Genomic DNA, 21,331 nt, shown 5'->3' on the forward strand with positions numbered 1-21,331 from the left:
TAAAATCTCCTTTTCTTATTTAATTATCTTAATGTAAGATAATTTTCTCGATTGAAATAACGATTTTTATTCACATCATGAAGAATTCTCCAAGCTCTTAAGTTTTTGACTTCACCGACTTGATTTTTCATGTCAGAGTAGATTAAATGATGAAGGGCTTTTTGATTTTCTTTAGTTAGATGATTGATTTTAAATGTAACTTCAATTGTATTACCGGATGTTTTTAACTTCGTTTTTTGAATAGGTAAATCGGTTAATTCTTTAAAAGAAATTGTGGTGTAGTAATTTTCTTTTAATTGTCGTGCTAATTTTTTGCGATAGGGTAAGTTTAAAATTAAATGAGATTCACTAATGATAATGTCTTCAGCAAAGAGGTTCGTTTTGCCAATGTTAATAATTTCATCCACGATGACTTTTACAAATAAAGGCAATCTAGGACGTTCAATTGCAACGAAAACAACAATCGTTAATGCAAAAATATTATAAAGTAACCAATACGTGTTTAGATTAAAGAATGAAATCGCGTGTCCTGATTGATAGCTAGTTAGGGATAGTTTTACAAAAGCGATTAAACAAATAACCAATAATACAATTTGTGTTCGAATGATGCGCCAGTTAAAGTGGCTAGTGGTTTGCTTCAAACCTTTTTTTGTTACATGGAATTTTTTTCCTTTATCTGATTTAGCAAATACTTCTTTAAAAACTGCCCAAAACACTTGTGGCGCGGTGGATAATTCATAAATATGACTTAATAATGAATGGTATTTTTTTCCTGCAATTGATTTAAACATTAGTTGTCCTGAAAGATAAGAAGGGACCCAAAATAAAAGTAAATCAGTAAAAGCAGCTTCAATACTATAAACATTGAATAAAATATAAAGAAGGGGACAAATAATATAAATTAATTTGTAGATTCCATAAAACCAATACAAAACACCATCGACATAAAATAATTTTTGGATAAAACTTAGTTCAGGTAGCTTGTTTAACTTGTACTTCTTAAATACTTGAATATTGCCACGTCCCCAACGATCTCGTTGTTTAATAAAATCTTCTAATGTTTCAGGAGAAATGCCTGATGCTAAAGCTTCATTTACAAAAACAGTCTTCCAACCATTATTTTGAATGATTAAACCAGTTGCCATATCTTCCGTAATTACACCAGTGCTAAAGCCACCGATTTCTTCTAGTGTCTTGCGACGAAAAAGAGCATTACTTCCAACATATAAAAGGGCATTGTATTGATCTTTTGCCGTTTGCAAAGAGCGCATAAAGAAGTCTTGTTCGTTATTAACTTCATTATGTAGAAATAAATTATTTTGAAAAATATCATAGTTGAAAAAGGTTTGGGGTGTTTGAACAAAACCCACATCTTCTTGATAAAAATACCCTAAGGTTCGCTTTAAAAAATTACGTTTTGGAACCATATCGGCATCTTGTGTGACAACAATTTCACCTGTTGTTTTAGTCAAAGCATGGTTTAGATTGCCTGCTTTTGCATGCTCGCTGCTGTCTCTATTAATGTAGCCAATATTGAATTCTTTAGCTAACATAGCTATATCATTGCGATTTCCATCATCACAAAGATAGATAGAAACAAGGTGTTTCGGGTAATCAATATTTTGACAACCTAAAATTGTGCGATTTAAAATTTCAGCATTTTCGTTATAAGTTGCAATTAAAATATCGACAGTTGGAAGTTTTTTAAGTCGCTTTAGACTACGAAATTTTCTGCGATAGGGGGACCAAAACAGTATAACTAAAACTAGGGATTGTAAAAACCCCATTATTTCAGCAAATAATAGTAACCCTCCAGAAAAACTACTAAAAATAGTAATAGTTGGGAAAGAATAAGCAATTCTCCAATAAAGATAGATGCCATTCATTAAAACGTACCCAATTAATAAAAAACGTCTGAATTTTAAGTTGATTTTGGTTAAAATATAAAAAATACTTAGAAAAATAATACTAGGAATCGTGTAGTAATAGAATAATAGCTGATACATGTTTTTTCCTTCCTTTTACAAAGTAATCGTTTTTAGATATGTTTTTAAGTCTTCTTTTAATTCTGGATGGTTTAATCCGTATTCAATATTGGTTTTTAAAAAGCCCATTTTATCTCCAACGTCGTAACGTGTCCCTTTAAATTCATAAGAGTAAACCTCCTCTTGTTTGTTCAAAGTAGCGATAGCGTCAGTTAATTGAATCTCATTGCCAACACCGGGTTCTTGTTTTTCTAATAGGTCAAAAATAGCTGGAGTTAGCAAGTATCTGCCAATAATCGCTAAATTACTTGGTGCATCTTCGATAGCAGGTTTTTCAACTAAACCATTTACTTGGCATAATTGTTCAGAGGAATTTTCAATCGGACTAACTACGCCGTATTTTGAAATTTCTTCAAGAGGCATCGCCATCGTTGCAACAATAGAGCGACCTTTTTTTTCATAGGCATCCATTAATTGTTTTGTTAGTGGTTTGGTATCTGCCATCAGATCATCTCCAAGTAATACAACAAAGGGTTCATTTCCAATAAATGATTTTCCTTGTAAGATTGCATGTCCTAAGCCATTTGGATTTGTTTGACGAATAAAATGCAATTTAATACCGGTTGTATCCTCTACAAGTTTTAAAAGATCCGTTTTTCCTTTTTCTTTTAAAGTAGATTCTAATTCTGGATGAGAGTCAAAATAATCTTCAATGCTACGTTTCCCTCGACCCGTAACGAGTAAAATTTCTTCGATTCCCGCTTCTTTTGCTTCTTCTATAATAAATTGAATCGTTGGTTTATCAATGATTGGAAGCATTTCTTTTGCAACTGATTTTGTAATCGGTAAAAATCGAGTGCCTAACCCTCCAACAGGGATAATCGCTTTTCTTACTTTGTTCATAAAATATTAACTCCATTCTGCTATTTTTCTGCTTATACTATTTATTGAATAGTAGTTGCTTTTTATAATATACAACAAAAAAAAATATTGTCAATAGAATAATACTGTTTTATGAATAGTAGTTGAAGTTTTATTGCTACTTAAAGGGATTATTGATATAATAATAGATATTGTCTTAAGGAGAAGTGTCTATGAGAGCCGCAACACAATTTAAAAAAGGCGCATTAGAGATGTGTGTCCTTTATTTATTAAAAAATGAAGATCGCTATGGGTATGATTTGACCCAAGTAGTTAATAAATACGTTCCGACAACCGAAGGTGCGCTTTATCCTGTCTTAAGACGATTAGTCAAAGAAGATTTTTGTATTTCCTATACAAAAGAATCATCAGGTGGGCCTTCAAGAAAATATTATCGCATAACCTCTAAGGGGGAAGACTATTTAGCGTCATTAATTGAAGATTGGGATATTTTTGTTCAAAATATAAAAAAAATGAGGGAGGATGAAGATAATGGACTTAACAAAAGAGTATTTTAAAGAACTGAAAAGTTATTTTTCAGAGGATGATTTAGAGAGTTACTATGAAATTAAAGAAGACCTAATGGATCACATCGAAGCGTGTAAAGAAGACGGACAGACGGTTGAAGAAGCGTTAAGTTCGTTAGCCTCTCCTAAAGAAGTAGCGGATGATTTTTTTGAGGATCGTCGCTTACAAACAGCAATGAATGCAGAAAAAGATGTTATTCCAAGTGAAGAAATCCAATCTGTTTTTTTAGGCACTCAAAAGAAAAAAATGAAGATTTTAGCGATGTCAATCTTCACTGTGGTTCGTATTTTTTTTATGTCTTTATTATTGTTCGTGTTATTTTATTTTCTTGTTTATTTAGGAGAAGAAATGATTAATGAGAAGCATTTAGCAATTATACCTTTATCCTCTAGCTTAATGATTGTAGCGATTATTAGTTTAGGATTTAGAAAAAAACGGTTATTTAAAAAAATACATTTAAGTGGTTGGACGTCAGTAGTGTTAGTTTTTTTAAGTTTGATTATATTAGCAGGTGCTTTTTTAGCAGGAGATTTATTTTATCAAGGAATCAAAATTGAACAAGATTTAGTGATAAAAAATGAAAAAGATGTCAAACTTATAATGGATTCAGATGCAGATGTTGAAATTACAACAGTAGAGGTTCCTAAAAACGAAGAATTCCGAATTTTTTTAAGCGGACGATTCAAAAAAAGTGAACTAACTAAAATCAATCATGCTATTAAAGGAAATAAATTTGATTTAAAAGTAGACAAACGTAATAAATTTGATTTTTTTACAAGAACAGGAAGTTCTGAAATGGTTGTTTTTATACCTGAAGGGACGAAACTGGATTCGCTTGATTTCAATTTAACAAAAGGTGAGTTACGAATTATTGATCTTCATGTTGATCATTTTAATTTAAATTTAGTTGATGGCGATTTATATGGTAAGAATATTACATCTAATAGAGGAGAAATTTATAGTGAGTTTGGAGAAGTTGTCATTGAGGACTCAAAAACAAATTTAAAGGTAGACAGTCAAAAAGGCAAAACCATTTTAACGATGATTACAGGAGATGTTGAGGCAAACATTGAAGATGGACTTTCCATTTTTAAAGACTTGACATCAAAAAAAGTGAATGTTAAAAGCAATTCTGGAAAATTTATATTAGAAGATTCTACTATTCAAAAACTAGTTGCCGTGTCAAATGATGGACAAAGTATTGTAAAAAGAACAAAAGGATCAGTCGATTTGAAAACGACAACAGGAAAAATGATTCTTCGATCTAACAATGGACCATTAAAAGTTGTAAATGATGAAGGGACGATTATATCCATTCAACACGATAATTTGAATGCAGACATTAAGAGTGAATCTGGCTTTATAAAATGGATCCAAGATAGTGATGCCGATATTCGCATTGTTGCAGTTTCTAAAACAGGTGATGTGACTAATGAATTTAATTCTAAAAAGAAAGCACCTTATAAAGTTAAATTAAAGTCTGATACAGGTATGATTCGAGTAATCAAAAAAGTAAATTAAGACGAAAAAAAGGAGTCGATTGTGTTTTCTAATCGACTCCTTTTTTGTTTTTAAATCGTTGTGTAGGTTTTTGGAGTATGAGTGAAGACCTCACAACCCTCTTTAGTAACATACAAACAATCTTCAATTCGAACACCTGCTACGCCTGGAACGTAAATACCTGGCTCGATTGAAAAGCACATGCCTTCTTCTATCACAAGAGGGTTACCTTCCATCAGTGAAGGGTATTCATGAACCGAGCTACCTAAGCCATGACCTAATCGGTGATTAAAATAAGGTCCAAATCCAGCATCCGTAATAATATCGCGTGCAATTTTGTCTAATTCACCAGCTGTAATACCTGGTTTAACGGCTGCTAAAGCTGCATTATGGGCAGTTAAAACAATGTCGTAAATTTCTTTAGCTTCTTTTGAAGGCTCTCCAAAGGCAACCGTTCTTGTCGCATCACTGGTATAGCCATTGTAGACAACACCTAAATCAAAGAGTACAAGTTCATCCTTTTTAATTTTACGTTCACCAGGATTGCCATGGGGACTTGCGGCATTATCACCTGCTAAGACAATAGTATCAAAGCTCATTTGCATGATGCCTTTTTTCTTGAGTTGGTATTCAATTTCAGCAACGACTTCTTGTTCCATAATGCCTTCCTTGATGGCATTAAAACCAACTTCAAATGCGAAATCGGCCCATTTACCTGCTTCAATCATTGTGGCAATTTCATCGGGCGTTTTGATTAATTTTAACCGTTGAATCATTGGAGTTAAGTCTGTTTTAAATTGACTTGTAGGAAAGTAATTTTGAAGAGCTTCAAACCGGTTTAATGTTAGACTGTCTTTTTCAACAGCCCAATTAGTTACTGCTGACGTAACCTCATTCACTTTTTCAGCAATGATTTTCCAAGGGTCTTCATTATCTAAATAGCCAAAAACATCGTAGTTCCATTCGCTATTTTTTGCATCATCAATTTCAAGAGCAGGAGTGAATAAAAATGGATTACTTTCTGGAAAGACAAGTAATGCTAAAATCCGTTCATGAGGATCACTTTCATAGCCAGTAAAGTAGCCAATCGTTTCTGGAGCATTGACAAAGGCGACATCTACTTGATGGTCTTTTAACCATTGCTGTAATTCTTTTAATTGTTTTTTCATCAAGATACCTCTTTTCATTTAGTTGTTCTAGTTTATTGTAGCATTAATGATGGAAGTGGTAAAAGGATGAAAGCAAACTTTTTGATTCTTTTACCAAAAAGATAGTGAAACGAGAGTTGTTGAAAAAGTTTATGAAAATTTCATGAAAACGAAAGTAAAACGTTTGCATTTTTAAATTTTATTTGTTAAATTGTATGAGTATAGGATTGTCAGGAACGAAATTAAATAATAGAGGGAGAACAAACATGGAAAAACAAACAATTACAATTTATGATGTTGCAAGAGAAGCCAATGTTTCAATGGCGACAGTTTCACGTGTGGTCAATGGAAATCCAAATGTAAAACCAACGACTAGAAAAAAAGTTTTGGAGGTTATTGATCGTTTAGATTACCGTCCAAATGCAGTAGCAAGAGGCTTAGCAAGCAAAAAAACAACTACGGTTGGAGTCATCGTACCAGATGTTACGAATTTATATTTCTCTTCATTAGCAAGAGGAATCGATGATATCGCAACAATGTACAAATACAACATTATTCTAGCGAACTCTGATCAAAACGATCAAAAAGAAATTCAAGTATTAAATACGTTACTAGCTAAACAAGTAGACGGAATCATCTACATGGGACACAAAATTACAGATGAAATGCGTGCTGAATTTTCACGTTCAAAAACACCCGTAGTTCTAGCTGGAACCGTTGACCCAGATGCGCAAGTTGGCAGTGTGAACATTGATTATACTGAAGCAACAGAACAAGTAATCACGCAATTAATTGCAAAAGGCAATAAAAAAATATCCTTTGTTTCAGGCGCTTTAACTGAACCAATCAATGGAATTTACCGTATGAATGGTTATAAAAAAGCATTGAAAAAAGCAGGGATTAACTTTGATGAAAAATTAGTATTTGAAACGGAATATTCTTACCAAGCTGGTGAAGAAATGTATAACAAATTAGCTAAAGTAGGTGCAACAGCAGCTTTTGTTGGCGATGATGAATTAGCAATTGGTATTTTAAATGGAGCGTTAGATCATGGAATTAAAATTCCAGAAAAATTTGAAGTCGTTACAAGTAATAATTCAAAATTAACTGAAATGGTTCGTCCGCGATTAAGTACGATTACGCAACCTTTATATGATATTGGTGCTGTTTCAATGCGCTTATTAACAAAATTGATGAATAAAGAAGAAGTTGAAGAAAAAACAATTATTTTACCTCATAATATTGCGGATCGTGGAACAACTAAAAAATAAATAAAAGAAACCATCTATTCGGAATTTCCAAATAGATGGTTTCTTTTTGATTTTACAGTAAGTGGTTAGTTTGTTGTAAAATGTAATAAATTCTGATATTAGGGTGTTGATTTAATTTCTAGAATATCCTCAGTTTGTTCAATTTCCTTTTCTTCAGTTTCTTTTTCCTTTTCTTTCTGTTTCTTTTCTTTTTCAGCTTCTTCTTTGTCAGTTTTCTCTTTTTCAATTTTTTCCTTCTCGGCTTTTTCTTCTTCTTCTTTTTTCTTTTTTTGATCTTCTTCTTGTGTTTTTACATATGTTTCGAACCAATATTTATACAGTTCTGAAGAATTTGCTCCTAAAGTAAAATGATAATTGGTAGCACTTGGCAAATATTTTGTGTTAAACAATTCCGATATCATCGCGCCACTAGCTGTAATACTTGATCCATTTGGAGCTGTAAAGGTAGAAGGTTTCATACCTGTAGCAGCTAAAACTGAACTATAAGTCACACCAGCCGGACGGTTGAAACTTTTTTCAGTTCCTAAAATCGTTGAATCAACACGGTTAATTGCATTGGCTAATTTTGACCAATATCTTATATTCCGAAGACTTGTATCGCCGTAACCATCAGTTTGTGAAAGCTCATGACTACTATATTGGTTGTCATAGCCAATCCAAGAACTTAAGGTAACTTGAGGTGTACTGGCAATAAACCAAATATCACGGAAATTTTGCGATGTTCCGGTTTTTCCAGCCCAATCAGCAGTGAAATTCAAGTAATTATGAATCGAACTACCTGTTCCTTCATTAACTACAGAACGCATCATGTCAGTAGTAAGGTATGCTGTTTGTGGTGAAAAGACAGGAGTTGAAGTCGTTTCATGCTGATAAATGCTATTGCCTTTTTTGTCAGTGATGGAATCAATTAAATACGCTTTTGTATAATTTCCTCCATTTGCAAGTGTTGCAAATGCATTAGTTTGTTCTAAAACAGTTGGACCAGTATCGGTTCCACCCAGTGAAAGGGAAAGATTTCCGTACTCAGAAGGATTGATGGATTGAATGCCCATTTTTTTCAAATAATCCCCAGGATTAGAATTTTTTAAGAGTTCGTTATAAATTTGAACGGTTGGGACATTGGCAGAACGTTTTAAGGCTTCTCTAGCACTGACAAATTTCCCACTAATGGTTCCGCCATAGTTTTTAGGCGCCCAAACTTCCCCATTTGGTTGTGTAAAGGTAAAGTTAGTATCAGCAATCATTGTAGCAGGTGTAATTAAGCCAGATTCCAATGCAGGTGCGTATACTAGTAAGGGTTTAATAGTTGACCCTGGCTGACGTTGGGTATCAAAAGCATGATCGACTTGTGTAATATCAAAATCACGTCCCCCAACAAAACTAATCACTTTTCCAGTCTGGTTATCCATTAAAACGCTACCTGTTTGAACAGGTTCTTGAATCTCTTCATTTTCACCAGTCACTTCATTGTATACAGTAGCGTGATAGGTTTGACCTAGTGAATCGCCATATTCTTGTACCGTTTCAGTCATTGCATCGTACACATTCTTATTAATTGTAGAGTGAATTTCATAGCCTTTTTGACGAATTTCAAAATCAGCACGTTTGTAATATACATTATATAAATTATCGTTCGCTTCAATGTCTGCATCTGTTAGTTTATCGGCGGTATACATTTGCTTCATAATAATTCGACGTGCTTCTTTTTCAACCGCATTGTAAACATAAGAATAATTGTGATCCTCAACGTCTTCAGTTGGAGAAACAAAATCTTTTACTAAATCATAGGCTAAGGCCTCATCATATTCTTTTTTAGTAATAAATTTTTCACGATACATTCTAAAGAGAACGGTATTTTTACGTTCTGTACCCGCTTCTAAGTTTTGACGCAATTCCCCAAATTGATTATAGGGAGTGTACATGGAAGGACTTTGTGGCAGTCCCGCGATAAAAGCAGATTGAGCCAGGTTTAGCTCACTCGCATGAATACCAAAAATACCAATAGCAGCAGCTTCAACACCAGCGATATTTTGACCACTGCTGTTACGTCCAAAACTTGAAACATTTAAGTAAGCTTCTAAAATCTCATCTTTAGTAAAATAGTTTTCTAATCGGTAAGCTAATAAAATTTCATTGGCTTTTCGTTTAAAGGAAACTTCACTTGTTAATAATTGCTGTTTGACTAATTGTTGAGTTAATGTTGATCCACCCGTTTGCATACTTGAACCTGTAAATTCTTGGATTAAGGCTCTAGCTACGGCTTTTGGAACAACACCATGATGTTTGTAAAAATATTCATCTTCGGTTGCAACAATCGCGTGTTGCAGGTCTTTTGAAATTTCATGTAAAGGCACAACTTTTCGATTTAAATCTGTTTTTAATTGCCCAATCGGAGTGCTGTCAGCAAAATACATATTTGAAACTTGTTCTAGATTGCTAATATCGCTTTGCATCTCTTCATAAGTTGGTGGTTTTTCATTAGAAACGAGATAAGCAAAATAGCCTAAACCAACACCCGCAAAAAGGGCACCGCCAAATAGAACTAAAATGATAAAACTTAAAAATAGATTTTTGATAACGCCATAGCCTACATTAAATTGAAAAATCATTTTTTTCTTTCTTTCTTCTGGAGTGAGGTCTTCATTTTGCTTGTTTGTTTTTGATTCTGAAAAACGAGCGCGTAATTTAGTCCATTTTGTAATGAAGGCAATTTGAATTGCTGCTAAAAAAACGACTATTTTTGAACCGATAGATGGTGACTCTGGGTTATCACTTATTAAAGGTGCTGTTTCAATAGGTGATTTTTCAATCTCAGTAGGTTCGGTTAAATTAGTCTCTTTTTGTTCTTTTTTTATCTGCCTATTTTTTTTGAAATCAAGCCATTTTATTTTGGCATACTCTTTTAAACGTTCATAAGACTTGATAAGTTTTTCTTTGATGGATGGTCCATTGTTATTGTTATGTGGATCATTCAATTTTTTCACCTCAATAATATAAATTAGTAATTGTTTAGACGTTTGTGCTTTAAAAATAAAAAAGGGAATGAACTGTTAAGAGTCGATGGTGCATTCGTTTGAAAGAAGATAATCAAATTTACTAAGCAACTCTATAAACTCAGTTTCTAAAAACTCAGTTGTTTCGTCAGCTAAGAGAACAGATTGGGTAGGCGTTTTTACGTTATCAAAATAGGACAAAACTGAAAGTTGATTGTATCGAACCGCTATTTTTAATTGTGGCTGATAAAGAGATTCTCCACAGGGACCAGTTTTTAGACGAGCAATACTATAATGCTCAGGATTTATTTGATAAATACGATAAAAATCACCAGCAAAATACTGTTTTGTTAAACCAAACTTTTGAACAACCGCATTAAAACGTTGATAAAGTTTTTCCAAGATAGGTTCACTCCTTAAAATACTGTTCCTACAAGTATACCAAATAATTCAAGAAAATTAGAGCACTATTTTAAATTAATTAAAATAAAAAAAGTATTTGACATTTATTTTGATTATAGATATACTTTGACTAACAAATTTAGATTGTGAGTGATGGTTATGAAAAACGAACAAGTATATCCAACACAACTGAATAATTTCTTCTTTAGCTATTTTAGATAGTGTTTGTAAACATGAACCTTCATGGGTACAAACCGTAATGTTTGTATCTATATGGCTAGAGCATTTTGATTTACACAAAATTCGCCACATAGATGAGTAATGATCTAGAGTGGCTTTATCGTTTATTTTTCCTCAATAGGGAATCAGGGACACCTCTTTAGATTTTACTTATCAAAATCTAAAGAGGTGTTTTTGTGTCTTCAAAACAAATTAAACAGATAGGAGTAGCGTTAAAGGAACTATAATAGTTTGAAAATTCTTAATTATTAAATAATAAAAAATTGGAGGAAAAAAAGATGAAAAAAATAGCAATTGCAAGTTTAACAGGATTAGTAGCGTTAGGGTTATTAGCGGGATGTACTGGCGGAAATTCAAAAAGTGAGAACAAAAAGGAAGTTAAAGTTGGCGTTTTACAATATATGGAACACAATTCATTGGATCAAGCACGCAAAGGTTTTGTTGCAGAATTGAAAGATGCTGGATATGAAGAGGGAAAAAATATGACCTTAGATTACCAAAATGCTCAAGGGGATCAATCGAATTTGAAAAGTATGAGTGAACGCTTAGTAAAAAATAAAAATGATGTCATTCTAGCCATTGCAACACCTGCAGCACAATCAGTTGTCAATGAAACCACAACCCTCCCAGTTTTATTTACAGCCGTGACAGATGCCGTTTCAGCAGGGTTAGTAACAAGCAATGAAAAACCAGGCGGAAATGTTACTGGAACAAGCGATATGGTGCCAATTGATGAACAAACAGATTTATTATTATCCATCGTACCGGAAGCTAAAACAGTAGGAATTATTTACAATGCAAGTGAAAAAAATTCAGAAATTCAATCAAAATTAGCGAAAAAAGCGCTTGAAAAATCAGGTGTTAAAGTAAAAGAAGTAACGGTTTCTTCAACTAATGATGTTCAACAAGTGATGACGTCACTAGCAAAACAAGTAGATGGAATCTACATTCCAACAGATAATACCTTAGCAAAAACAATGTCAACAGTTGGTGAAATCGCAGAAGCAGCTAAAATTCCCGTGATTGCAGGTTCAACAGATATGGTTGAAGAGGGTGGTTTAGCAACTTATGGAATCAATTATGAAAAATTAGGACGTCAAACAGGAAAATTAGCTGTTAAAATTTTAAAAGGTGAAGCAAAACCAGAAGAGTTGTCCATTGAAACCTCTAAAAACTTGGAACTAGTTGTGAATCAAAAAATGGCAAAAGCACTAGAAATTGATCCTACAAGTATTAAAATCAAAAAATAACGAATCATGAAACGTTCTTATACAGGAAGGAAGATAAGTTAAATGGATATTATCATGTCAAGTGTTTCGCAAGGTCTTTTATGGTCAATTATGGCAATTGGAGTTTACCTAACGTATCGTATTTTAGATATCGCTGATTTAACAGCTGAGGGAAGTTTTCCACTAGGCGCGGCTATTTGTGCAAGTCAAATTGTGGCTGGAACTAGCCCTATTATTGCCACTTTAATGGCGCTATTAGGTGGCATGGGAGCAGGTTTGGTTTCAGGTTTGTTGCATACTAAGTTGAAAATCCCAGCATTACTAACGGGTATTTTAACAATGACGGCGTTGTATTCGATTAACCTAAGAATCATGGGACAAGCGAATATTTCATTGTTAGGTCAAAAAACAATTATGAGAAGTTTGGCATTACTGGGAATGACCAATCAAACAGCGGTTTTAATTGTCGGAGGCATCGCAGTTGCTATTGTTATAGTGGTATTGTATTTCTTTTTTAGTACAGAAATAGGTTTAGCTATTCATTCAACAGGAGATAACGAGGAAATGAGTGAAGCCAATGGGATTAATACTGATTTAATGAAAATTATAGGATATATGTTATGTAATGGTTTGATTGCTCTTTCAGGTGCATTATTAGCACAAAATAATGGGTATGCAGATATTAGTATGGGAATTGGCACGATTGTGATCGGACTAGCTTCGATTATTATTGGAGAAGTTATTTTCAGCCATTTAACTTTTGTAAAACGTCTGATGACAATCGTCATTGGAGCAATCGTTTATCGTTTGATTATTGATATTGTTTTACAATTAGGCGTAGCACCAACTGACTTAAAGCTATTTTCAGCACTTATTTTAGCCATCGCACTTTCAACACCATTGTTGCGTGGTAAATTAAAAGGAATCAAAAAAGGCAAGAAGAAAGGAGGCAAATTAGCATGAGTACTATTTTAGAATTAAAAGGCATTCATAAAAGTTTTGAAGTAGGAACAATCAATGAACATCATGTGTTAAAAGGCATTGATTTAACCTTAGAAACTGGCGAATTTGTTACGATTATTGGCGGCAACGGTGCTGGTAAATCAACTTTATTAAACAGTATTGCTGGTAGCTTTTCTGTTGATGAAGGAGAAATCCTAGTGGATAGTATTGACGTTACCAATCAAAAAACAGCGAAGCGAGCAACTTATATTGGACGAGTATTTCAAGATCCACGTATGGGCACCGCAACACGATTATCAATTGAAGAAAACTTGGCAGTTGCTTATAAAAGAGGGAAAAGCAGAGGTCTATCAAAAGGCGTAAAGGGAGCGCAACGAGCTTTTTTTAAGGAACAACTACAACAACTTAATTTAGGATTAGAAAATCGATTGAAAATGGAAGTGGGATTGCTTTCAGGTGGTCAACGTCAAGCCGTTACATTATTAATGGCGACTTTAGTAACACCCAAATTACTTTTATTAGATGAGCATACGGCGGCTCTCGATCCAAAAACTAGCCAATCTGTTTTAGAATTAACAGAAAAAGTAATTGAAGAAAAAAAACTAACAGCTCTAATGATTACCCATAATATGGAAGATGCGATTCGTTACGGCAATCGTTTAATTATGTTATATAATGGACAAATTGTGGTAGATATTAAAGGTTCGCAAAAGCAAGAATTAACCGTTCCCGATTTATTGACCTTATTCCAAAAAAATAGTGGTCAAGTAATGAGTGAAGATTCTTTGGTTTTAGGATAAGGAAAAAGGCTTCGTTGACGTTTACGTCAACAAAGCCTTTTTTTATTAAACATTTGAAGGGAGTTTTTCGCCAATTTCAGCTAAACGAGCTTCGACTTCTTCAATGCTTAAGTGCTGTTCTTTCACATAACGATTCTCAGGCGAAACACGACATTCATGGCTACAGCCACGCAAATATTTCGCTTCATTTTCTGGTGAAGTCAAAATTTGACGGTTACATTTAGGGTCTGCGCAGTTTACGTAGCGCTCACACGGCGTTCCATCAAACCAATCTTTCCCAACGATAACATGTTCCTTACGGTTAATAGGAACGCTAATTCGTTCATCAAAGACATACATTTGACCATCCCATAAATCGCCTTGTACTTCTGGATCTTTTCCATAAGTAGCAATTCCACCATGTAATTGACCAACGTCTTTAAAACCTTCACGGACTAGCCAGCCGGAAAATTTCTCACAGCGAATCCCACCAGTACAATAAGTAACGACACGTTTTTCCATAAATTGTTCTTTGTTATCACGAATCCACTGAGGCAATTCGCGGAAACTGCGGATTTCAGGGCGAACAGCTCCTCTAAAGTGACCCAAATCATATTCATAATCATTACGGGCATCAATGACAACGACATCATCATCTAAAATAGCTTCTCTAAACTCTTTAGGACTTAAGTAGGCACCTGTTAATTTAAGTGGATCAATATCATCTTCTAAGTTTAAAGAAACTAACTCAGGACGGTAGCGAACAAACATTTTTTTGAAAGCATCATGATTTTCAGGATCAATTTTAAAAACAGTTTCAGCGAAACGTGGATCAGCGTGCATCGCATCTATGTAACGCTGTGTTTCTTCTATTGTACCAGAAACCGTTCCGTTGATTCCTTCATCGGCAACTAAAATACGGCCTTTAAGCCCTAATTCTTTACAAAACTGAAGGTGTTCTTTTGCGAATTCTGCACCATCTTCAATCGCAACATATTGGTAATAAAGTAAAACACGATAATCTTTTGACATAGTAAATCCTCCTAAATTTTCTCCCATCAACTAAATAAGATAGATTGACACTATACTTTAACATGAATTAAAACGATTAGCTAGCAATTATATTTGTGTTTAAAATCACATAAGGAGATGCTTGCAAGTTAGTGATTGTCATTTATAATGAAAGGAATAAAGAAAATAGGGAGGTTGGGGAAATGGAAAGATGTGCTTGGGCAAAAAAAGAGTTAGATATTAGGTATCATGATGAAGAGTGGGGAAACCCCCATCATTCGGAAGCCAGTTTGTTTGAGCTCTTAATTTTAGAAACGATGCAGGCAGGTTTGAGTTGGTCAACGATTTTAGTAAAACGTGAAAATTATCGTGAAGCGTTAGATCAGTTTGATTATCATAAAATAGCTAGTTATTCAGATGAAAAAGTAGAAGAATTAATGAATAATGCTGGAATTATTCGTAATCGTTTAAAAATAAAATCAATTATTAAAAATGCACAGGCTTTTATCAAGGTTCAAAAAGAGTGGGGAAGCTTTGATCGTTATTTATGGTCTTTTGTTGATTACCAAACGATTGACAACCAGTTTGAAAGCATTGCAGAAGTCCCAGCGCAAACGGAATTGTCTAATCAGCTAGCCAAAGATCTTAAAAAGAGAGGATTTTCTTTTATAGGCCCCGTTACGTGCTACGCATTTATGCAAGCAGCAGGATTGATAAATGATCACACAATGAATTGTTCCTATAGAATGGCAGTCAATTATGACAAATAAGTAATAGAATTCTTAAGAATGTGATAAATAACAAGGTAAATGAAATTTTATTGTAATCTAATAGATATCTAATTTGAAAGTGAAGTATGCTATACTAAATAGACGTTAAGGAAAACTTTAAAATTTAAACAATGAATGATAAAAATAAAAAAGAATGATACTTTGGAGGAATGAAATCGTGAACAAGAAATTAATGAATATTGCCATCTTAGGAACAATCACATTTAGCTCAATGATTTTACCTATTGTTTCCCATGCAGATTCTGTCGAAACTCAAATTCAAGAACAAGATAGCAAAATCAACTCATTAAAATCTAAATCGACAAGTGTTCAAGCGGATTTAGAAACAGTTGAATCTTCAATTTCTAATAACGAAGCAAAAGCAAAAGGATTATTAAAAGAAATCCAAGCAGCGAATTCTGAAATGAAACAATTAGATGAAGACATTACAACATTAACAGCTAAAATTGATCAACGAAATGATCAATTAAAAGAACAAGCTCGTTCTGTTCAAGTAACTGGCGACAGTCAAAATTACTTAGAATTTATCATTAGTGCAGAATCTCTTTCTGATGTAATTGGCCGAATCGATGTTGTTGGCAAAATGGTTTCTGCTAACCGCGGTTTAGTTCAACAACAAGTAGCAGATAAAGAAGCAGTGAAAACAAAGAAAGATGAAACACAAAAGAAAGTCAATCAACAAAATACATTGGCTGGACAACTTGAATCAACACAAAGCAAGCTAGAAAAACAAAAAATGGAAAAAGAAGTAGTAGTTGCTCAATTAGCAGCAGATACTGCAACAGCTGAAGGCGACAAAGCTAAATTCTTAGCTCAAAAAGCAGAAGCTGAAAAACAAGTCGCTGCCTTTACTGCAGCGAAAGATGAATCAGCGAAAGCTGTTCAATTAGCATCTGCAACGACTAAAGAAACAGCTGATTCAAGTAGTAATAAAAATTCGAGTCAAGATGCACCTTCTTCTGTACCGACTCCAGCAACAAACAATCCAGTAGCTCCAAGTAATCCAACACCAGCAGCTCCAACGCCGGTACCAGAGCAACCAACTAAACCAGTAACACCAGAAAAACCGGTTAAACCAGTAGATCCTCCAACACCACCATCTGGTGGCGGTGCTTCATGGAGCAACTTACAAGCAATTGCCAATCCTTTACAAGGAATTCCTTATTCTTGGGGCGGAACAACAACAAATGGTTTTGACTGCTCAGGATTTACACAATATGTATTTGCAAGAGCAGGAATTTCAATTCCACGTGTTGCTTCAGCACAATATGCTGCTTCAACAAAAGTATCTAACCCACAACCAGGTGATCTAGTCTTCTTCTCACAATCAGGTGGAGAGATTGATCACGTAGGAATTTATGCAGGTGGTTCAACATTTATCGGCTCACAATCTTCATCAGGTGTTGCTTATGCGAACTACGCTTATTACTGGGATAAATTTATTGTAGGCTATGGCCGCTATTAAAAATAATTTTTGAAAAGCTATCAATTTTAAATTGATAGCTTTTTTTTGTCTACAAAATATAAATGCGACAGAAAATTCATTACTTAGTTGGTAAAAAGTCTAGTTATTAGATTTTTGATTTAACTTTTTATCGGTTTCTAACTATATAATAAATGTAATAGTTAATAGTGTTAATTTGGCATTTATGTATGGAGGTAGAAATGGATAGTCTATATGGAAAAAATACGATAAAAAATCTATTTGGTAATGAAAAATTAGTCGATTTAATATTAGATAATCATACTGTTAAGATAAAATCGGAAGTAATTAAAGTTGCAAGTAAAAAAACATTAATTGAAGAAAATACGATTCATGATTCTTTTTATTTTATTAAAGAAGGAATATTTGTTTTAAAGAAAGGCAATCAAATTGTTGATTTAATTGGAGAATCGTCTGTAATCGGTTTGTATGATTTATTCATAGGTGAAAAATCTTCTTTAGGTGTAATGAGCTTAACTTCTGCTGTATTAGTGAAAATAAAAAAAGAAGAGTTATTGGCTATTCTTTTTTCAATTCAAGAAGGAGCAATTTTCCATATTAACTATATGCATAGTACCTTAAATAGTTTAATTTCACATCGAAATTTATTAGGTCTACCTCTAAAAAAACGAATTTTAAAAGTAATGGAAAAAATAGCGATTAATTTTGGAGTTGAAGACCAAGATTACTACTATCTTCCTAAAGAAATGACTACTCGTATTGTAGCAAATTACTGCAATTGCAACGTGAATACAATCACAAAAATTTTTAAAGAATTTGTTGCAAAGGAGTTTTTATTATCTACTAGTAAACCCTATATTTTAAATCGGAAAAAAATTGAGGGCTATTTTTCAATCTCTAAAGAATAACAAAAAGGAGGGCTTACTAATGAGGGTGAAATTTTTAAATTGTTATGTAGATGATGTAGGATTAATGGATTCAATAATGAAAATTGAAGGAATTATCAAAAGAAAAAAACCTAGTCAACACATTGTGATCTATCCGAGTAAAATCAATTCAATGCAAAAAGATCTATCACTTAGATTAATCGTGAACAAATCCCCTTTAATTACTACAGATAGTTCAACCATTTTACATGCTAGTAAATTACTAAAGAGACCACTTAAACAGCGAATATCAACAAAACTATTGTTTATTGAGCTGTTAAAAAAGTGTGAGGAGCAAGGTTATCGTCCTTATTTTCTTGGATCAAGTAATGAAGTTCTTGAAGACGTAGTAAATTATGTGAGAATCACTTATCCGACACTTGACATCTCTGGTTATCATAATGGTTATTTTTCAAAGAAAGATACTTTAAAGGTTGTTAAAGAAATTCAAAAATCACAATCAGATATTTTATTTGTAGCGTTTTCCAGTCCCAAAAAAGAATATTGGATTGACGAATACTTAGGGCAATTGGGAATTCCTTTCGCAATGGGAGTAGGTGCTAATTTTGATGTACTAGCAGATGAAATTAAGACAAAACCAATCCGACGACTAAGTAAAAAAATAAGAAAACTACTTGTCCATAGCCTCTTTGGAAATGCGTTTTTATTAGTTCATACGCTAAAAGCAAGAGTAAAGTCATTAAGTCAATAAAGAGCTAAATCATCAATTCAAGTAAAGTGTTAAATTGGGCCAGGTTTTCTTCCAATCTTTTTGTCGCAATCGTTGTTTGAAAATCGCCATTCTTTCAGGATCTGTTTGATAATAAGGTGTAGGTACTACTTTAAAATGAATTAAATCAGAAACACCATAAGGCGCAATCAGTTCAAGTTCTCCTTTTTGTGTTCGAATTCCGATAGCTGTACAGGTTTCTGGAAATTTACTAATCGCATCTTCGACAGACAAATAGGGAGCGGTATTAGGATTGTGTTGGTGCATATCATACTGGTTTCTCAGTTCCCATTGATAAAAAGGATACTTTTGTTGAAGCTGATCTTGAATTAGAAGAGTGGATTCATAGGATACGTTTGGATCAAAAAAAATGATATCAAGATCATTGGATAAGTAATTTTTTTTAGTTGATAAATGATTCCAGATGGTACTTCGAATTGTTCCAGCACAAAGGCAAGCTTGTGGCAAATGCAATTCTTCGACAATTATTAGAATAGTCATTAACTCAGGATTATTTGAAATACAGTTCATTAAATCTTGTTGATTTTTCATACGAAAACCTCACTTCAATTGAATGTCAATCACCTTACATTATAGAAAATACCCCTATTGAAAAAATAGAGGTATTTTGTATAAAGAAAGTGATTAAAGATTATTGGTTAACTCAATAAATTCTTGTACATCTGCTTCCATTAGTTTGATTCCCGCAACCCAAAAATCAGACTTTGTTAAATCGACGTCAAGGTGTTTCATCGCTAGCTCTTCTGTTGTCATTGAAGCAGTATCTTTTAATAAGGCGATATACTTATCTTCAAAATCGGCTCCTTCTTCTAACGACCGAGCGTAGATTCCTAAACTGAATAAATAGCCAAAGGTATAAGGGAAGTTGTAGAATGGCACATCTGAAATAAAGAAGTGCAACTTGCTAGCCCAAAAATGCGGATGGTACTGACTTAAGGAATCTTTGAAAGCTTCTTTTTGAGCTTCTTCCATCAATTCAGAAATACGCTCTTCAGAGACGATTCCAGCTTGGCGCTCCTTGTAAAAATTAGATTCAAAAATAAAGCGAGCATGAATATTTAAAAACATCGCGATGCTACTTGAAATTTTTGTATCTAAGAGCATGATTTTTTCCTCAGTTGTTGTAGCTTCTTTGACAGTAGCATCTGCAACAATCATTTCAGCAAATGTACTGGCTGTTTCAGCAACGTTCATCGCATAATCTTGGTTGAGGATTGGCAAGTCTTTCATCACGTCAGAATGGAAGGCATGACCTAGCTCATGAGCCAACGTTGAGACATCACTTGGAGATTCTGAATACGTCATAAAAATTCGTGATTCTTTACTTTCAGGGAAACCTGTACAGTAACCGCCAGGGCGTTTTCCACTACGATCTTCTGCTTCAATCCAAGAATGGTCGAAGGCGTATTGTGCAAAATCAGCCATTTTTGTACTGAATTTTCTAAAGTTGGCAACGATGAAATCAGCACCTTGATCAAAAGGATAAACCTGTGCTTTGTTTGAGCCAATAATGACTGGCGCATCAATGTCTTCCCATGATAATTGTGTTTTTCCAAAAAGTTTTGCTTTTTGATTCAGATAGTCAACAAATGGTTTTTTATGATCACTTACTGCTTGCCACATCGCATCTAAAGTTTCTTTTTTCATTCGATTATAACGCAAAGGTTTCTTTAAAAAGTCTGTTGTATGGTGAGCTTTGTAGTTGGCTAATCGAAAACCAGCTAAATGATTTAAAGTATCTGCAAATAATGGCGCTTTTTTTGTCCAGGCGTCTTCCCATTTTTTAAATAATTGTTTCCGAACAGCGCTATCAGGATCATCACTCATTTTATTGAATGCCTGTCCAGCAGAAAGAAGAGAAACCGAACCATCTTTTTCTTCAAAAGGAATTTCAATCGTTGCAACTAAACTGTCGTAATGGTCGCTCCAACCTTGGAAACCATCGATACTTAAAGCGTTGATTAAAGCTTCTTCGGCTTCGCTTAATAATTCTTTTCCGTCTTCTCTTGTTTCATTTAGACTAAAAGCGATAGCTTTAAATGAAGGGATTTGGAGTAATTCTTGCCATTTATCCTCAGAAATAAGAACTAATTTTTTGACTAAAATTGTATGGATCGTTTGAAATTGGCTATTTAACTCTAATAATTGACCTGTAACAGTGCCTGCATTTTTATCAGAGACATCGGCGGATTGAACGGCTTCAATAAAACTAAAAGCCTGAGTTAGCCCCATTGAAATTTTTTCTTCTAAAGCTAAAATAGCTGAGAATTGAGAAGTATTTGTCTGATCTTGGTTAAATTCCCAAGCTTGTACCTGGGTTGTTAGTTCCTCTAGCTGAGTGTGTAATAGTGTAATCTTTTCTTGCAATGCGGCAGAGGTGCTTCCTCCGGGGAAAATTGAATCTAAATCCCAATTAATATGATAAGTCATTCATGACATCCTTTCTAAA

Annotated in this window: 18 protein-coding genes; 10 read left to right on the forward strand and 8 right to left on the reverse strand. The window is 33.8% G+C overall.

Annotated elements, in window-relative coordinates; all coding sequences use genetic code 11:
• Positions 1–23 precede the first annotated feature (23 nt).
• Positions 24–2,006: a glycosyltransferase family 2 protein gene (locus BR52_RS02405; RefSeq protein ID WP_051915606.1), complete on the reverse strand. Its 1,983-nt coding sequence runs from the start codon at positions 2,004–2,006 to the stop codon at positions 24–26.
• A gap of 15 nt (positions 2,007–2,021) precedes the next feature.
• The gene (gene galU, locus BR52_RS02410; RefSeq protein WP_034568797.1) at positions 2,022–2,888 is read right to left on the reverse strand and encodes a UTP--glucose-1-phosphate uridylyltransferase GalU; all 867 of its coding nucleotides are present in this window, start codon (positions 2,886–2,888) and stop codon (positions 2,022–2,024) included.
• Positions 2,889–3,079: 191 nt separating this feature from the next.
• Here galU and BR52_RS02415 point away from each other — a divergent pair, with 191 nt between their 5' ends.
• Together BR52_RS02415 and BR52_RS02420 are read left to right on the forward strand one after the other, a co-directional pair.
• Entirely contained in the window at positions 3,080–3,424 is a 345-nt protein-coding gene (locus tag BR52_RS02415) for a PadR family transcriptional regulator (RefSeq protein WP_034568800.1), read from the forward strand.
• Positions 3,399–4,955, forward strand: coding sequence for a DUF4097 family beta strand repeat-containing protein (locus BR52_RS02420; protein ID WP_034568803.1), 1,557 nt, complete (start codon positions 3,399–3,401; stop codon positions 4,953–4,955). Before BR52_RS02415 ends, BR52_RS02420 begins: the two co-directional genes overlap by 26 nt.
• 50 nt (positions 4,956–5,005) lie before the next feature.
• Here the strand turns inward: BR52_RS02420 and BR52_RS02425 are convergent, their stop codons facing one another.
• Entirely contained in the window at positions 5,006–6,103 is a 1,098-nt protein-coding gene (locus tag BR52_RS02425) for a M24 family metallopeptidase (protein ID WP_034568805.1), read from the reverse strand.
• Between the two features lie 245 nt (positions 6,104–6,348).
• Here BR52_RS02425 and ccpA point away from each other — a divergent pair, with 245 nt between their 5' ends.
• The gene (gene ccpA / locus BR52_RS02430) at positions 6,349–7,353 is read left to right on the forward strand and encodes a catabolite control protein A (RefSeq protein WP_034568806.1); all 1,005 of its coding nucleotides are present in this window, start codon (positions 6,349–6,351) and stop codon (positions 7,351–7,353) included.
• 98 nt (positions 7,354–7,451) lie between these two features.
• Here the strand turns inward: ccpA and BR52_RS02435 are convergent, their stop codons facing one another.
• Positions 7,452–10,328 carry a transglycosylase domain-containing protein gene (locus BR52_RS02435; RefSeq protein WP_051915607.1) on the reverse strand — a complete coding sequence of 959 codons (2,877 nt, stop codon included), beginning with the start codon at positions 10,326–10,328 and terminating at the stop codon, positions 7,452–7,454.
• A 75-nt stretch (positions 10,329–10,403) separates the two neighbouring features.
• Positions 10,404–10,748: a hypothetical protein gene (locus BR52_RS02440; RefSeq protein ID WP_034568808.1), complete on the reverse strand. Its 345-nt coding sequence runs from the start codon at positions 10,746–10,748 to the stop codon at positions 10,404–10,406.
• A 518-nt stretch (positions 10,749–11,266) separates the two neighbouring features.
• Between BR52_RS02440 and BR52_RS02445 the strand changes: the two genes are divergently transcribed.
• Genes BR52_RS02445 through BR52_RS02455 form a run of 3 tightly spaced genes read left to right on the forward strand, consistent with a single transcriptional unit; the run spans position 11,267 to position 13,980 of the window.
• On the forward strand, positions 11,267–12,238 hold the full coding sequence (locus tag BR52_RS02445) for an ABC transporter substrate-binding protein (protein ID WP_034568809.1): 972 nt from the start codon (positions 11,267–11,269) through the stop codon (positions 12,236–12,238).
• 42 nt (positions 12,239–12,280) lie between these two features.
• Positions 12,281–13,180: an ABC transporter permease gene (locus BR52_RS02450; RefSeq protein ID WP_034568811.1), complete on the forward strand. Its 900-nt coding sequence runs from the start codon at positions 12,281–12,283 to the stop codon at positions 13,178–13,180.
• Positions 13,177–13,980 carry an ABC transporter ATP-binding protein gene (locus BR52_RS02455; RefSeq protein WP_034568813.1) on the forward strand — a complete coding sequence of 268 codons (804 nt, stop codon included), beginning with the start codon at positions 13,177–13,179 and terminating at the stop codon, positions 13,978–13,980. Before BR52_RS02450 ends, BR52_RS02455 begins: the two co-directional genes overlap by 4 nt.
• Before the next feature lie 45 nt (positions 13,981–14,025).
• On the opposite strand, the gene trhO is transcribed toward BR52_RS02455, so the two are convergent.
• On the reverse strand, positions 14,026–14,991 hold the full coding sequence (gene trhO / locus BR52_RS02460) for an oxygen-dependent tRNA uridine(34) hydroxylase TrhO (RefSeq protein ID WP_034568815.1): 966 nt from the start codon (positions 14,989–14,991) through the stop codon (positions 14,026–14,028).
• Between the two features lie 182 nt (positions 14,992–15,173).
• Here trhO and BR52_RS02465 point away from each other — a divergent pair, with 182 nt between their 5' ends.
• The 4 genes from BR52_RS02465 (at position 15,174) to BR52_RS02480 (ending at position 18,843) form a co-directional block, all read left to right on the forward strand.
• Complete coding sequence (locus BR52_RS02465; RefSeq protein ID WP_034568817.1) at positions 15,174–15,740, forward strand: DNA-3-methyladenine glycosylase I; 567 nt, start codon at positions 15,174–15,176, stop codon at positions 15,738–15,740.
• 178 nt (positions 15,741–15,918) lie between these two features.
• Complete coding sequence (locus BR52_RS02470) at positions 15,919–17,226, forward strand: C40 family peptidase (RefSeq protein ID WP_034568819.1); 1,308 nt, start codon at positions 15,919–15,921, stop codon at positions 17,224–17,226.
• A gap of 200 nt (positions 17,227–17,426) precedes the next feature.
• On the forward strand, positions 17,427–18,113 hold the full coding sequence (locus BR52_RS02475) for a Crp/Fnr family transcriptional regulator (RefSeq protein ID WP_034568821.1): 687 nt from the start codon (positions 17,427–17,429) through the stop codon (positions 18,111–18,113).
• Positions 18,114–18,132: 19 nt separating this feature from the next.
• Positions 18,133–18,843, forward strand: coding sequence for a WecB/TagA/CpsF family glycosyltransferase (locus tag BR52_RS02480; RefSeq protein WP_051915608.1), 711 nt, complete (start codon positions 18,133–18,135; stop codon positions 18,841–18,843).
• Between the two features lie 12 nt (positions 18,844–18,855).
• Here the strand turns inward: BR52_RS02480 and BR52_RS02485 are convergent, their stop codons facing one another.
• Together BR52_RS02485 and BR52_RS02490 are read right to left on the reverse strand one after the other, a co-directional pair.
• Positions 18,856–19,413 (reverse strand): nucleotidyltransferase family protein, encoded by a 558-nt coding sequence (locus BR52_RS02485; RefSeq protein WP_034568822.1) that lies wholly within the window; start codon positions 19,411–19,413, stop codon positions 18,856–18,858.
• Positions 19,414–19,506: 93 nt separating this feature from the next.
• Positions 19,507–21,312: a M3 family oligoendopeptidase gene (locus BR52_RS02490; RefSeq protein ID WP_034568825.1), complete on the reverse strand. Its 1,806-nt coding sequence runs from the start codon at positions 21,310–21,312 to the stop codon at positions 19,507–19,509.
• Positions 21,313–21,331 lie beyond the last annotated feature (19 nt).

Source organism: Carnobacterium divergens DSM 20623 (assembly GCF_000744255.1).
GTDB lineage: Bacteria > Bacillota > Bacilli > Lactobacillales > Carnobacteriaceae > Carnobacterium > Carnobacterium divergens.

Bases quoted from the DNA above. Each gene is read 5' to 3' on its own strand.
- BR52_RS02405 (WP_051915606.1), bottom strand. From the start codon at position 2,006: ATGTATCAGCTATTATTCTATTACTACACGATTCCTAGTATTATTTTT.
- galU (WP_034568797.1), bottom strand. From the start codon at position 2,888: ATGAACAAAGTAAGAAAAGCGATTATCCCTGTTGGAGGGTTAGGCACT.
- BR52_RS02415 (WP_034568800.1), top strand. From the start codon at position 3,080: ATGAGAGCCGCAACACAATTTAAAAAAGGCGCATTAGAGATGTGTGTC.
- BR52_RS02420 (WP_034568803.1), top strand. From the start codon at position 3,399: ATGGACTTAACAAAAGAGTATTTTAAAGAACTGAAAAGTTATTTTTCA.
- BR52_RS02425 (WP_034568805.1), bottom strand. From the start codon at position 6,103: ATGAAAAAACAATTAAAAGAATTACAGCAATGGTTAAAAGACCATCAA.
- ccpA (WP_034568806.1), top strand. From the start codon at position 6,349: ATGGAAAAACAAACAATTACAATTTATGATGTTGCAAGAGAAGCCAAT.
- BR52_RS02445 (WP_034568809.1), top strand. From the start codon at position 11,267: ATGAAAAAAATAGCAATTGCAAGTTTAACAGGATTAGTAGCGTTAGGG.
- BR52_RS02450 (WP_034568811.1), top strand. From the start codon at position 12,281: ATGGATATTATCATGTCAAGTGTTTCGCAAGGTCTTTTATGGTCAATT.
- BR52_RS02455 (WP_034568813.1), top strand. From the start codon at position 13,177: ATGAGTACTATTTTAGAATTAAAAGGCATTCATAAAAGTTTTGAAGTA.
- trhO (WP_034568815.1), bottom strand. From the start codon at position 14,991: ATGTCAAAAGATTATCGTGTTTTACTTTATTACCAATATGTTGCGATT.
- BR52_RS02465 (WP_034568817.1), top strand. From the start codon at position 15,174: ATGGAAAGATGTGCTTGGGCAAAAAAAGAGTTAGATATTAGGTATCAT.
- BR52_RS02475 (WP_034568821.1), top strand. From the start codon at position 17,427: ATGGATAGTCTATATGGAAAAAATACGATAAAAAATCTATTTGGTAAT.
- BR52_RS02480 (WP_051915608.1), top strand. From the start codon at position 18,133: ATGAGGGTGAAATTTTTAAATTGTTATGTAGATGATGTAGGATTAATG.
- BR52_RS02485 (WP_034568822.1), bottom strand. From the start codon at position 19,413: ATGAAAAATCAACAAGATTTAATGAACTGTATTTCAAATAATCCTGAG.
- BR52_RS02490 (WP_034568825.1), bottom strand. From the start codon at position 21,312: ATGACTTATCATATTAATTGGGATTTAGATTCAATTTTCCCCGGAGGA.